This window comes from Nostoc sp. C96, assembly GCF_059384975.1.
The window spans coordinates 3,113,870-3,127,980 of sequence record NZ_CM182020.1 but is presented as its reverse complement, the minus strand read 5'-3'; the positions used below and the strand labels follow the sequence as shown (position 1 = coordinate 3,127,980).

10 protein-coding genes are annotated in these 14,111 nt (G+C 40.6%); 4 read left to right on the top strand and 6 right to left on the bottom strand.

All coding sequences use genetic code 11. From position 1 onward, the window contains the following. Nucleotides 1-16: 16 nt before the first annotated feature. Together psb27 and cofH are read right to left on the bottom strand one after the other, a co-directional pair. Nucleotides 17-412: a photosystem II protein Psb27 gene (gene psb27 / locus AC504W_RS13405; RefSeq protein ID WP_494878238.1), complete on the bottom strand. Its 396-nt coding sequence runs from the start codon at nucleotides 410-412 to the stop codon at nucleotides 17-19. Between the two features lie 102 nt (nucleotides 413-514). Then, entirely contained in the window at nucleotides 515-1,666 is a 1,152-nt protein-coding gene (gene cofH / locus AC504W_RS13400; protein WP_494878236.1) for a 7,8-didemethyl-8-hydroxy-5-deazariboflavin synthase subunit CofH, read from the bottom strand. 1,061 nt (nucleotides 1,667-2,727) lie between these two features. Between cofH and AC504W_RS13395 the strand changes: the two genes are divergently transcribed. The 3 genes from AC504W_RS13395 to AC504W_RS13385 all read left to right on the top strand — a co-directional run bounded on the left by AC504W_RS13395 (nucleotide 2,728) and on the right by AC504W_RS13385 (nucleotide 7,296). Next, nucleotides 2,728-4,131, top strand: a complete 1,404-nt coding sequence (locus tag AC504W_RS13395; RefSeq protein ID WP_494878235.1) for a hypothetical protein — start codon at nucleotides 2,728-2,730, stop codon at nucleotides 4,129-4,131. Between the two features lie 79 nt (nucleotides 4,132-4,210). Further along, complete coding sequence (locus AC504W_RS13390; protein ID WP_494878233.1) at nucleotides 4,211-5,446, top strand: glycosyltransferase; 1,236 nt, start codon at nucleotides 4,211-4,213, stop codon at nucleotides 5,444-5,446. A gap of 245 nt (nucleotides 5,447-5,691) precedes the next feature. Next, on the top strand, nucleotides 5,692-7,296 hold the full coding sequence (locus AC504W_RS13385; protein WP_494878645.1) for a glycosyltransferase family 39 protein: 1,605 nt from the start codon (nucleotides 5,692-5,694) through the stop codon (nucleotides 7,294-7,296). Nucleotides 7,297-7,337: 41 nt separating this feature from the next. On the opposite strand, the gene AC504W_RS13380 is transcribed toward AC504W_RS13385, so the two are convergent. Next, entirely contained in the window at nucleotides 7,338-7,946 is a 609-nt protein-coding gene (locus AC504W_RS13380; RefSeq protein ID WP_494878231.1) for a DUF3318 domain-containing protein, read from the bottom strand. Nucleotides 7,947-8,179: 233 nt separating this feature from the next. Here AC504W_RS13380 and AC504W_RS13375 point away from each other — a divergent pair, with 233 nt between their 5' ends. After that, entirely contained in the window at nucleotides 8,180-8,440 is a 261-nt protein-coding gene (locus tag AC504W_RS13375; RefSeq protein ID WP_494878230.1) for a hypothetical protein, read from the top strand. A gap of 274 nt (nucleotides 8,441-8,714) precedes the next feature. Here AC504W_RS13375 and AC504W_RS13370 read toward each other — a convergent pair whose 3' ends face one another. From AC504W_RS13370 to AC504W_RS13360, 3 genes are all read right to left on the bottom strand, one after another. Continuing rightward, nucleotides 8,715-10,169: an amidohydrolase gene (locus AC504W_RS13370; RefSeq protein ID WP_494878228.1), complete on the bottom strand. Its 1,455-nt coding sequence runs from the start codon at nucleotides 10,167-10,169 to the stop codon at nucleotides 8,715-8,717. A 465-nt stretch (nucleotides 10,170-10,634) separates the two neighbouring features. Then, nucleotides 10,635-12,266 (bottom strand): iron uptake porin, encoded by a 1,632-nt coding sequence (locus tag AC504W_RS13365; RefSeq protein WP_494878226.1) that lies wholly within the window; start codon nucleotides 12,264-12,266, stop codon nucleotides 10,635-10,637. A gap of 120 nt (nucleotides 12,267-12,386) precedes the next feature. Next, a complete protein-coding gene (locus AC504W_RS13360; RefSeq protein WP_494878224.1) occupies nucleotides 12,387-14,033 on the bottom strand; it encodes an iron uptake porin in 1,647 nt (548 codons plus the stop codon). Nucleotides 14,034-14,111 lie beyond the last annotated feature (78 nt).

Below are 14,111 nucleotides of genomic sequence, written 5' to 3'. Positions count from 1 at the left end.
AAATATAACGGAATAGTTAAGCACCACGCTTTAATGCAGACTCTACTTGCTGGAACTCCTGTTCTAAACGGGTTTTCAGCTTTTGAGGAACTGGACGGTTTGGGTAAGAACTGTAGTGTCCCGCCAGAGAGTTGAGGGCGGTACGCATGGTTGTAAAAGAACTTAAACCCGAAATCGAACCAGCCCGTTGATAGCGGGCAGAAAAATCGTTTATTTTTTGACGCGCATCTGCCTGTAGTTCTGCTCTATCTGGTGAACTTTCAGATACTTCTAGGGCTTTTCTCAAGGTACTGACTACAGTCAATGTGTCTTGACGATAGTCCCCCGACAAACTATCAGGACTAGAACAGCCAATTAAACCAATGGCTAAAACCAAAACTAAGGCAAGCAGACGCGACCAATAGCGTTTCATAAGCATTATCTGAAACTACACGTAAATCACCGTCCATCCTATCTTGGATTGGTATCTTGGGGATCATGAGGAAAGTCAAAAGTCAAAAGTCAAAAATCAAAACTAATATAATTTTCGACTCAGCACTTTTTGATAGAGAGTATCACGTTGTTGATAAGGTCGTTTTAAAGATGCGATCGCATCTTGCAAACTTTCCACTTCCATACAAGTTCCACCCACAGCACCCGCCATTGTGGTAATGTGTTCTTCCATTAAAGTGCCACCAATATCATTACAACCCCAAACTAAAGCTTCTTTCGCCCCAGCGAGTCCCAACTTTACCCAACTTGGTTGATGGTTAGGAATCCAATTCCCTAAGTAAATCCGGGCTACAGCCCCTAATAACAAAGCATCAGTTAAGATTGGTTGATCGCGCCCCACTCGACGGCGTAAGGATTTTGGCGCTTCTTGGCCAACAAAGGGTAAGACAATAAACTCGGTAATTTTTGCTGGATAGCCTTGATTAATGGCAGTTTGTTGCAGCGATCGCAATTTTTCTAAATGACCAATTTGCTGTTCTGGGGTTTCGATATGTCCCGATAGCATGGTGCTAGTGGTGGGTAAACCTAATTTATGGGCTGTGGAGACAATTTCTAACCAAGTAGCTGTGTCAATTTTCTCTGGACACAAGACTTTCCTCACTTCATCATCTAACACTTCGGCGGCTGTACCTGGCATAGAACCAACACCAGCATCACGCAAAGCCGCAATCACAGTTGCATAATCTAACCCATCAAGTCTGGCGATAAACTGCACCTCTTGGGGCGAAAAGGCGTGTAAATGGATGTGAGGAAATGCTTGTTTAATAGTTGCAACTAACTTGAGGTAATAAGGTAAAGATTTACCGTTAATCTGGGCTTGGGGGTTTAATCCACCCTGCATACATATTTCTGTCGCTCCCCGACGAACTGCATCTTGCGACTTTTCTAAAATTTGCCCCCAATCTAACCAATAAGCACCTGCATCACCATCATCTCTGCGGAATGCACAAAAACTACAATGCTGTTCGCAAATGTTAGTAAAGTTAATATTGCGGTTGATAATATATGTTACAGTGTCACCTACCTGATTGTAGCGGAGTTGATCGGCAGTGCTACGAATCGCGGCGATCGCCTTGGGGTCAGTTTGTTTTAACAACACTACCCCCTCTTGAGGAGATAAATCGTACCCCAGTAAGGCACGCTCAAGAATGTTTTCAATAGAAGTGTTTATCACAATTAATAGCTAAAACTTATAAAAATACTTTTGACTGTTGTGCTGGCTGTTGGTTTGAGTCTATAGCTTTTATTAAGCCCTATTTCGTTGCCTCTGGGGATTAAATTTTTTATCATTAAAAATCTCAGCTTAATTACTTAAGAAAATTTGCTAATCGTAAAATTACTTATCATTACTAATTTTATGGCTTTTAGGCAAAAATTCAGTAGATTTACGGAAACGATTTATGGGTTCTTCAGGTAGACTCTATTAACTCCTGAGTTATTACCTACTTAGTTTTACATAGTAGTATTAATTCTGTAATTACCTAATCTTTGCACCTACTCGTTAGGTGCATTTGTTTTCTCAGTGATTTACTGATATCAGCCACATAGGTGTGAGGGATGCAGGGGGAAAATCACAGGGTTAGGAAAGGGTGCAGATTTTGATAAAGCTGCGATCGCATCTGCTAATATCTGGAATTTTTGGGTGTATTTTAAACTGAGTTAGCGCTTCACTGATATAAAACAAGCAAACTTAAATTTACAAATCAAGTCAAAATAGCAATAATTTAACTTATACATGGTGCAGCTATGAAAGTTTTTTTAGGATTTTAATCACAATTAAGAACTGAAAATTGAATAATTGCTTTTTTAATATTTTCAGTAAATTTTATTTTAAAATAATTCACAATATTCATCTATAAACACTGCTGTTAAATGAGCATCTTTTGCCAAATGCCTCAGCATTTGTCATGCTAAATTTATTCACCTACCCATCTAGTAGAGTGTTATATTTTCATTCTTTGTCTCATCATATCCGGAAAGTTACGGCAGCAGTTTAAGTATAACGCAATAACAGAAGTTGTTGGCAAATTGGCATGACAATTTTTACTATTACAGTTTTTAATTTAGTAGTAATTTGATTAACTTCTATTGAAGCAGTAAATTTGGCGAATACATAGAACGCTGGGTTCAACCTCAAACTCATCTGGCGTGAGATTGAAGTGAAATAAGCACGTTTTTTATTGATTTATTTAGCAAATTATATAAATCAACTTAAGCCCAATAACTTTTTTAAGTATGTTTACAAAAGCCATTCCTCAAAAAATATTTATTACTGTTTTTATCTTGATTGCTCTCCATGTAACGCCAGATGGCGCTCAAACCGCTCGTTACACTGATGCCATTCAATCACTTGTTGATTTTGGCACCTTTGCCCTTCAGCCAGGATATCGTTCTCATATTGATATCCTACAATTTAAAGAGCATTTTTATGCCGTAATTCCGCCTGGAGTACCGATTTTATTGTCGCCTTTATATTTTATTTATCGAAATTTAATGAATTCCCTAGGTGTTCCTGTAAGTGAATTTTATTGGGCTGGGTTTACCATGCTCTCTAATATTACTATCATGGCTCCTTTATTGGGAATTGTAGCTGTAATGATGTTTAAAATACTCAAAAATTTTACAGGAGATCTGATTAAAAAACTGTGGTTAGTGTTTATTTTTATCTTTGGTTCTTTAAATTTCTTTTATTCAACTAACGGGATTTGGAGTCATGCCTATACAATGTCATTTATTTTTATAGCTTTTTACCTTATTGTTAAGCAAAAAAATAGTTTTTTAATTGGTTTATGTCTCGGCATGGCTCAAATGCTTGATTATATTGCCATATTGCCAATCTTTCTTTTATTAGGTTTTTGGTTGTATGTAAATCTAAAAAATAAATCAAAAAATATTTTTCAAAAAATAATTTTAATTGGTTGTGGATATTCAATATTTTTAGCTATTATCCTGTATTATAATTATTCAATTACAGGTTCAATATTTACAACACCTAATTCACTTTTCTTAAAGCAATTAAATCAAGCTAAAGAAGGTAAAAATATAGCTCGCGCCTTTTTTAAATTACCTACGCTTGAAATTTTATGGGGATTAACATTTAGCCCTTATAGAGGAATTTTCCTCTATTTTCCTATGACATTTCTTTTTGTTATCTCTTTACTAAAAAATAAAACTATAAAAAACAGCGTATGTTTATTTTCGGGGATATTTGTTTTATGTGTATTAATTTATAATTCTACTTACTATGCCTGGTCGGGTGATGTCTGCTTTGGCCCCCGGCATTTAGTAGTTGCTACACCGTTTATTATTATTCCAATTGTGTATTGTAAAACTAAATATATTAAAATATTAGGAACTTTATCAATTTTCATCAATCTATCCGGAGTATCAACAAATCCGTCTGATAATTTATTGACAAATCTAGTGATGTTTATTTCCAGAGGACTATTTCTCCACTGGCTAGATTATGGATATAAAACTATATTGCCTAAATATTTTAATGTTCATGTTTCTCTAATGACACCTTTCTTTATTTACCTAGCAATTTTTAGTTTAATTTACATAATTTGGCAACCACTAATTAAAGAGTACCAAGTAACCCAAAATCTAAACATGCAAGAAAAGCTACATCAGTCTTAACGCTCACTAATAAAACAATATATACTGACTAAATCTCATCTCTTGTTAGTTATGTTTTTTCCCAAATTGATTTAGCTCCATGAGAAACAACCAAAACAATACATTATTAACAGTGCCATCTGGTGATTTGCAGATTCCAGAATTTCCGCATCAGAATGTAACAACAGACAAGACAAATATTTATTTCTCTCTAATAATTCCCACTTATAAAGAGCGTGACAACATCGCCAAGGTCATCAAGATTCTATGCGAACTGATAGAGGAATTTATCTCAGAAGATTACGAGCTAATTGTGGTAGATGATGATAGTCCAGACCGCACTTGGGAAGTAGCGCAATCAATGATGGCAGAATATCCTAACTTGCGGGTGATGCGTCGCCAACAAGAACGGGGATTATCTTCAGCAGTTATCCGCGGGTGGCAAGCTGCTAGGGGGAGTGTTTTAGGAGTAATTGATGGAGATTTACAACACCCACCAGAAGTGTTGGCGCAGCTGTTACGCGGTATCGCACAAGGCGCGGATTTGGCTGTGGCGAGTCGTCATATAGAAGGTGGCGGTGTCAGCAGTTGGAGTGCTGTCAGACGTTTTTTGTCTCGTGGCGCTCAAGTGTTGGGTTTGATTTTCTTACCTGGGGTATTAGGGAGAGTTTCTGACCCGATGAGTGGTTATTTTATGGTGCGTCGGAGTTGTATTGCAGGTGTAACGCTTAATCCTGTAGGCTACAAAATTCTCCTAGAGGTGATTGGACGGGGAAATGTAGGAGAAATCGCAGAGGTTGGTTATGTATTCTGCGAACGCAAAGAAGGCGAAAGCAAAGTGACATGGAAACAATATATAGAATACTTACATCACTTATTGCGCTTACGGCTAACTACAAAACAGGTAGGACAAAAATCTTCTTTTCCCATTGGTCGATTTCTCCGCTTTGGCTTGGTCGGACTAAGTGGGGTATTTGTGGATATGGCAATACTTTATCTACTTAGCGACCCGACGACTTTAGCTTTACCCCTAACACGGAGTAAAATCATTGCTGGTGAAATTGCAGTTTTTAATAATTTTTTGTGGAATGATGCTTGGACATTTGCTGATGTGAGTCAGAGACAGCAAGAATGGCATCATCGTCTGAAGCGGTTTTTGAAATTTAATCTTGTTTGCTTGGCAGGATTGGGAATAAATGTGTTGGTGTTAAATTTAGTCTTTAATTTTGTGATTCCCAATCGTTATATTGCTAACTTAATTGCGATCGCAGTTGCGACAGTTTGGAATTTTTGGGTGAATTTAAAACTGAGTTGGCGCGTAACTGAGGTGAAATAAGCGAACTTAAATTTACAAATCAAGTCAAAATAGCAATGAGTTGACTTGTAAATGGCGCGGCTATGAAAGTTTTTTTTGGGAGTGCATCAAAATTTTACCAACATACGATCCTGTTTTTTTCGACCTTTGCTAACCGCCGCGTGCCTTTAGCAGACGAAACTTCTCCCTCAAACCCGATAGCGGGGAATTGGCATTTTGTGACCAATAGTCGCTGGTTTCATCCTTTGTTGTTACTGCTATGGTTGATGATTGGTCTGGGTTTGCGTTTAACTAATTTAACAGCCAAACCACCTTGGACTGATGAATTTTCGACTTTAGTGTTTAGCTTGGGGAATAGTTTTTTACCAGTACCCTTAGACCAAGCGATCGCACCTGATATTTTATTACAACCATTGCAACCTCAAGCAAGTGCTACTATCCAAGATGTTTGGGCGCACTTGAGCCATGAAACCAATCATCCGCCACTATATTTTTTCTTAGCTCATTGGTGGATGCAGTTATTTCCGACACAACAAGGACTAGTTTCATTATGGGGGGCGCGATCGCTCTCGGCAATTTTTGGTGCTGCGTCTATTCCCGCCATCTATGGTTTAGGCTGGCTAACTTTTCGTTCTCGCTTGATTGCACATATCGCTGCTGCCATCATGGCGGTATCACCTTACGCTATCTTTCTCGCACAAGAAGCGCGTCATTACACTTTGGCAATTTTGTGGGTGATTGCATCTTTTGCTTGCTTAATTATCGCTACACGCCACATCCAAAATCGGACACAATTACCCATCACCACAGCACTGGCTTGGGTAGTTATTAATGCTTTCGGGATTGCAACCCATTACTTTTTTGTTCTTACCCTTGGTAGTGAAGCCTTAGTTTTAATTTTCCTCGCTTGGCGACAAAGTAATTTTACATCTCCACCGTGGCGGCGGATTTATGCGGTTGCTGCTGGTACTGCTGTCTCAGGAATAGTTTGGGTACCAATATTTTTACAGAATAATTATGGTGATAAATTAACAGATTGGATACAACAACCGCGCCAAGGATTTGAATGGTTAAACCCATTTTTTCAGGCTTTTGCAGCTTGGGTAACAATGCTTTTCTTACTCCCCATCGAATCACCACAGTTAGCAATTATTTTAATTTCTGGGCTGGTGATGTTGATTTTCTTTATTTGGTTTTTACCAATATTTATTCGCGGCATAAAAGTTCAATTAAAACAACCAGAAACTCAGGTTTTATGGGGAATTATTTTAGCGGCGATCGCTTTATTTTTTGTCTTTACTTATTTTTTAGGAATTGATTTAACTAGAGGCGCTCGTTATAACTTTGTGTATTTTCCCGCCGTCATTCTTTTACTTGGGGCAAGTTTAGCAGTTCGTTGGCAAACTCAGGAGAAAAATTATAAAATCACAGGCAAACAAGCTTTAGCAATAATTTGGCTCATGGGATTTTGTAGCGCAGTAACTGTGATTTGTAATTTAGGCTATCAAAAATACTATCGCCCCGACTTATTTTTACAACTCATTAGACAAACATCCCAAATTCCAGTTGTGATTGCAACTACTCAAATTACCCATGTTCAAATGGGTGAAATGATGGGTATTGCTAGAGAGTGGAAAATTCAAAATACGCCATCACCATCACTCCAGTTTGTCCTGGCACATCAAGACCAAAACCCAAATACTTCTACAAATACTCTCAATAATATTTTAAAAAACCTACCAAAACCCTTTGATTTGTGGTTAGTAAATTTCCGCGCCCCCACAGCAGCAGAAACAGAAAAATGTCTTGCTGAAACTAAATCTCTACCAGCAGTCAACGGCTACGAGTACAAAATTTATCATTGTGAATAGTCCGTTCTTTCCCTCCGCGTACCTTAGCGTTTACCTTAGCACTACTCTGCGTTAAAAAACTCTGGTACACCCACAGGCGATAAACCTGCGATCGCCCGTAAATTTTGACAGCGAATTAACTCCGTAAAATTTAACCCAGAACCTCCTTCTATTTTGGCTACGGCTTCAATTGCAGATAGTAAATGTTGCGCCGCTTCAGCTTCTAAATAACCCCGACGTTGGGCTACTTTAATGGCTGCTATATCAGCATTTAACTCCGACTCTGATGATTTGTGACTACGCCAAATACGCAAAGCGGCGATCGCACTTAATCCCCCAGCCACCGCCACACCAACTGCATCTGACTGCGACGATTCAATTAATCCCGCCAACAATCCCACCAGCACGACACCTTGATCAATATTTGGTTTAAACCATTTCACGCCAATTAACCAGCTAACCTTCTGCAACAGCAGTAAATCTCGTTGTGGTTTGGTTAAGCGCCCCCACAAGTCAAAATTAATGTATATCGGTCTATCTTGATTCCAAGGCAAGGGAAAAGTAGCATCAATGACCTTGGCTTGCTGTGGTTTACTGACTATTTTGGTCGTCATTCTCCCAGAAGCCGGCATCACATCTAATAACCGACGAATTTCCGCATTTGGTTCCATCTTTGTGTTCTTTGCGCCCTACTCTGCGAGAAGCCGCTTGCGCGGCTATGTGGTTCGTTGTTCTGAAAAATTGAGGGGTTCAGATACCCGAATTCTTTGAGAAGTCGGGTATCTCGTCCTTTACAGAAATTAAGAGTTGTAAAAAAACAGACGGATTTATGAAAATACTAGATAAACAGATCTATATTAATTCGGGCTGATATGCTGCCTGCTGAGATTAAATTTTAAATTACATGGACGCTTTTGCTCCCATCCCACCTGAATGGACATCTGAGGCAGTTCACGCTTATGAATTTTGCTGTCCTACTTGCCATTCTAGTAGTCGAGAAGCATTACAAGTTTGGATCAATCGGCGATCGCCTGTGATCTCAGAAGAACATCGCCGCAAATGGCAAGAGTTCTATAAATGCCATTGTGGTTGTGCATGGTGGGCTTGGAGTAGCGACAGGCCTCCATCAGATTTGGCCAAGCCAGAAGATAACGTTAATTTGTGAAAATCGTGCTTAACCCTGATTTGTCACTTTCGCGGTAGTCTTGCCAGGGGTATAAAAAGCTATTTTCGGAAGTGAGCAGTTTTGAGGTATTTAAATCTCTGCACATAGGTTGTATTTCCGAACTAAAACAGAAACTAGAGGCGTGTTCGATACAAGGCGAACACACCATCTTCATTTACCAATTAAAAAACCCATACCACCGAATCAATATACCAAAGATATGAATTTCAACTGATAAGAAAAAATTCTGTTTAGTAATATTTGAGAACAGTCGTTAATTCGATGGTCGTAACTCGGCTTGAATTTGCTCACCGATTCTGATGGCTTCACGCCGAATTTGCTCAGTATTAACCGTGAATACCTTACGCTCAGACATCAGAACCTGACCATCTACAATCACAGTATCAACATCTTGGGCTTTCGCTGCATAAACAAGATGGGAAATAACATCGTAAAGAGGAGTTAAGTGTGCAGATGTGAGGTCTACTTGAATTAAGTCTGCTTGAAGCCCCACCTTAATTGCACCAATTTTATCTGCCAAACTTAGAGCTTCTGCACCTCCCAAGGTTGCCATCCGTAAAACTGTCTTGGCAGGTAAAGTAGTGGGGTTAAGGGTTGTGCCTTTATGGATGAGAGCAGTAAGACGAATTGCTTCCCACATATCCAAATCATTGTTCGACGCAGCACCATCCGTACCCAAACCAACTTGAATACCTGCCTGCACCATTGCCGGAACTGGTGCAAAGCCAGAAGCCAACTTTAAATTTGATTCAGGATTATGAATTACACCAACACCACGTCTTGCCATCAGCGCAATTTCACTTGCGTTAGGCCAGACTACATGGGCAGCAAAAACTCGCGGCTCTAAAAAGCCAAGATTTTCTAGGTGTTGTACTGGAGTGGCATTATAACGTTGTTGGATGTCTTGGACTTCGGTTTGTGTTTCTGCGAGGTGAATTGTCAATGGCACATCATATTGACGTGCTGCCTGGATAGCCTGTGTAAGATGCTCTGGCGAGACAGTGTAAGGCGCGTGGGGAGCGAGGGCGGGGATAATTCGCGGGTTACGCCCTTTCCAGCGTTTCACGAAATCTACAGCCGCCGCAAACGCATCATCCCAGCCGCGAAAACCAGGACTGGGAAAATCTATCGATGAAGGTGCAATTACAGCCCGCAGTCCACATCGCTCAACTACTCTAGCAGCGACATCTGGATAGAAGTACATATCCACAAACGTCGTAGTACCACCGCTAATCATTTCCCAACAAGCCAGTGTCTCGCCAACACGAATGAAATTTTCGTTAACGAAGCGTCCTTCTGCGGGAAATATGTAATTTTGTAGCCAATCTTGTAAGCTCAAGTCGTCCGCCAAACCGCGAAACAACACCATTGAGGTATGAGAGTGACCGTTAACTAACCCTGGCATCAATACCTTACCTTCGCCTGGTAATCTCTTAGAGGCTCTGTAAGCTGCCAAAATTTTATCTTGTGTATCGACGGCAACAATTTTGCCGTTGTTGATGGCTACCGCACCATTTTTAATTACGGGTTGTGCATCATTCATGGTGACGACAAAATCACCGCCAACAATCATTTCTACTTGCTGTCTGTGTTGATTGCCCCAACGGTAATTATATTGGGCGAGAGCTACTTGACCTGTAAAGGCAATAAACACCGTACAGACAAATAAGATTAGTAGCCTGTAGTATTTTGGAAACTGGTGTTTCACACTATTCTTCCTCACTAATTTTTGTTCGTCGTGGGAAAATAGGTCTAATTCTTAACCTAGAATTAAACAGTAATTTTACTGACACCAATTAATATACAAATAACCTGAAATATTTCTGATAAATATTTATAACAGCAGTACTTCTGTCAAATCTCCAAACACATCACAGATGATGGGCGGTGTTGGTTTTAGAAAAAGCTCCAGGATTGGGGACAAACACGGCCATTCTTAAAAATCTCTACGATTAGACGGGCGATCGCCAATTTGAGAAATGTCGAGCTAATCGATGTGTACCGTCATAGGCAAAAAACTTGGCATTAGACTGACTGGTTTACTGTTAATCTCGAAAACGTCGAAGCCCTAGGCGATCGCATTGATCAAAATCAGCTTTAGTTCCATCGAACTCACGTTAAATAAAAGCCCGCCTAAAAACGGGCTTTTATTCATCGCATCCAAAACTAAACTTTAGAACGAGAAGGTGGTACGAAGTGTACCGACGTAGATAGTATCGTTGTTGTCGTTATGTTCTGGGTTGAAAACTACCAACAAGCCAGGAGTCACTAAAATGTTATCGCTGACTTTGATTTTATAAAGACCTTCTAAGTGATAAGAAGTATCTCTGTCGGTATTTGCTGTAGTACCAAAATTCAGATTGGTGACTTTGGGTGGTTGACCAAAAATGATCCCCAAGGTGTTTCCTTCTCTACCCAGGTCTTTGACAGCTAGATTAGCCGCCCAGTACCAAATCTCTGCGTCACCGGAAGTTGTCCCAGCGTCAGCTTGTGCATCGGTGTAACCTACCCAACCACCAACTGAAATCTTATCAGTGGGGCGGAAGTTAGCCATGAAACTGTAGTTGTTAGCTGTGGTACCAATGTTACCGAAAGGTCTGCTAGAAAGAGAACTACCTTGGCTACCAAACAGGTTGACATCAATATCAGCACCATCATTTTGATAAGTGTGAGAGTAGGCAAAACCAAGGTTGATCTGTTTGCTTGGTTTAAAGTCTATTTGACCAAAGTAGGCATTAGATCCGTTGAATAGACCATTACCTTGGGATGGGTCACTAGCGTTAGGTGCAAGATACGCACCTGTAAGACTAATAGGCCCTTTGGGGTTTACAGTGACTGTCAACCCAGCGCCACCAGGAGATGATGCCCGATAAATTGGGCTAAAACGTCCGTAACGAGAGAGCGCACCTGTACCACTACTTCTGAAGTCTGGGTTGAACACGTTGATGTTATTCCACAGTTCTGCACCAAACGCGTCAATCTTGACTCGCACTGCGTCACTCACCAAGTTGAATTCATAGTTGAGTTTATCAACTTCAACTTCATTGTTGTTATCACCATCATGACCTAAGCGAGTCATGTTGGTGCCTGTAACACCTGTGCTAAGTGTAGCAATGTTTCGAGCTTGCAAACGAGTCTGCAATCTATCTGAACCTGTAAAGCTAGTGTATAAGTTCAAACGAACCCGATCAGAAAAAGTGACAATGCTATCTAAGTCACGATTGTTGGTGGTATTGGTGTCAGTATCAGCGCGATCATCACCAAAGGGTGCAGTTACACTGAAAATAGCTTCACCGACCAACTTGGTGGTAGTGGAGAATTGATTTGCTTCTAATTCAGAAGTGCGTGCTTCTAGTGCATCTACCCGACCACGCAGAGTTGCCAGTTCGGCGGAAAATTCTTCTTGTAAACGCTGTAATGTGGCTAAGTCTTCTTTGGTAACTAAATCAGCTGTGGCTGTAGCAATTAGTTCGTTAACCCTGTCTAAACAAGCGTTCAAACCAGCAGCAAATTCATAGCGAGTTAAAGCCCGGTTCCCACGATATGTACCGTTGGGATAACCTGCAATACAACCGTAACGTTCTACTAAGGACTGTAAGGCTTGGAATGCCCAATCTGTTGGCTGTACATCCGAAAATTGAGAAACGGATGTTACTTGACCCATGCTGTCAGGTTGTGCAGACAACTGATTAACAGTTGTAATTTGCTCGTTAGCTTCTCCAGCTAAAGCGCTGTTAGCAGCTAATAAGGTCGCAGCTAAAACTGCTGGACTGACTTTCAGTACATTCCAGAAAGAGTTGTTCATGATTTTGCTTTCACTCACACCATACCGTCAAACAAAGGTTTACGAACATATATTCCTTAATTATTTTCTCAGGAAATATACTCATAAACCTTGTTTTTATTATATCACGTAAGTGTAATTTTAGAAAGTGAAAGTTGTACGTAATGTCCCTACGTAAATAGTATCGTTTCTGCTGTTGTTTTCAGGGTTGAAAATTACCAGCAAACCAGGGGTTACTTGAATGTTGTTGCTCACCTTGATTTTATACAGACCTTCCAGATGGTAAGTACTTTGTCCATCTCTACGATTAGCAACAGGATTTTCTGTCACTGTTGGTGGCTGACCAAACACGATACCAAGTACGTTACCTTGTTTACCAAGGTCTCTCAGCGCCAAGGTTCCAGCCCAGTAAACAACATCTGCATCTCTACCTCTGTTTGCGCCAGTTTCAGCTACCGCATTGGAATACCCAGCCCAACCACCAATCGTCAACTTATCACTAGGGTTAAAGCTTGCTTGGATACCGTAGTGATTACCTGTGGTAGCAACACCACTACCAAAGGGCGCACCAGCAAATGTACTACCTGTAGCACCTATGAAGTTGATAGCGTTCGTATTGGTGTTAGTCGGATCTGTATCATTATCTCTCCCGCCGTCATAAGTATGGGCGTAAGCGAGACCAATATTAAAGGCTTTACTGGGTTTAAATTCTATTTGTCCAAAAGCTGCATAGTCACCGTTGAACAAGCCAAAACCTTCATTGGGGTTACTGGCTTTAGAAGCTAAATAAGCTCCGGTTACGCTAATAGCACCTTTAGGGTTAAGAGTAACTGTTAAACCAGCGCCGCCAGAACCTAAACGATAAATTGGGCTGAAACGTCCGTAACGTGAAATTGCACCTGTACCACTACTTCTAAAGTCTGGGTTGAAGACGTTGACGTTTTCCCACAACTCGCCAGTGTTAGCATCAACTTTCACCCGAATATAATCGCTCAAATTGAAAGCGTAGTTAATTTTATCAACTTGAACTTGGTTATCAGTCGGGTCAGCAAACGACAAACGGGTTTGGCTTGTACCAGTTACGCTTCTGTTGTTGACAATATTCCCAGCTTGTAACCGGACTTGCAGTTGATCTGTACCTGTGAAGCTGCTTAATAAGTTTAAACGCGCCCGGTAGTCAAAAGTAGTGTTGGAAGTTAAATCTCGTGTTGGTGTCTGGGGATTAGATACCGCTTGATTGTTTCCAAATGCTTGAGATGCGTCGAAAATAGCTTCACCGACCAATTTGGTGGTAGTGGAGAATTGATTTGCTTCTAATTCTGCGGTGCGTGCTTCTAGTGCATCTACCCGACCACGCAGAGTTGCCAGTTCGGCGGAAAATTCTTCTTGTAAACGCTGTAATGTGGCTAAGTCTTCTTTGGTAACTAAATCAGCTGTGGCTGTAGCAATTAGTTCGTTAACCCTGTCTAAACAAGCGTTCAAACCAGCAGCAAATTCATAGCGAGTTAAAGCCCGGTTCCCACGATATGTACCGTTGGGATAACCTGCAATACAACCGTAACGTTCTACTAAGGACTGTAAGGCTTGGAATGCCCAATCTGTTGGCTGTACATCCGAAAATTGAGAAACGGATGTTACTTGACCCATGCTGTCAGGTTGTGCAGACAACTGATTAACAGTTGTAATTTGCTCGTTAGCTTCTCCAGCTAAAGCGCTGTTAGCAGCTAATAAGGTCGCAGCTAAAACTGCTGGACTGACTTTCAGTACATTCCAAAAAAGTTTTGTCATTATCTTAACTCTCACTCACACCCACTAGTGCAATATATGGCTGTATTTTGGCTACAATTGCTGCTTTTTTTCAGGGTA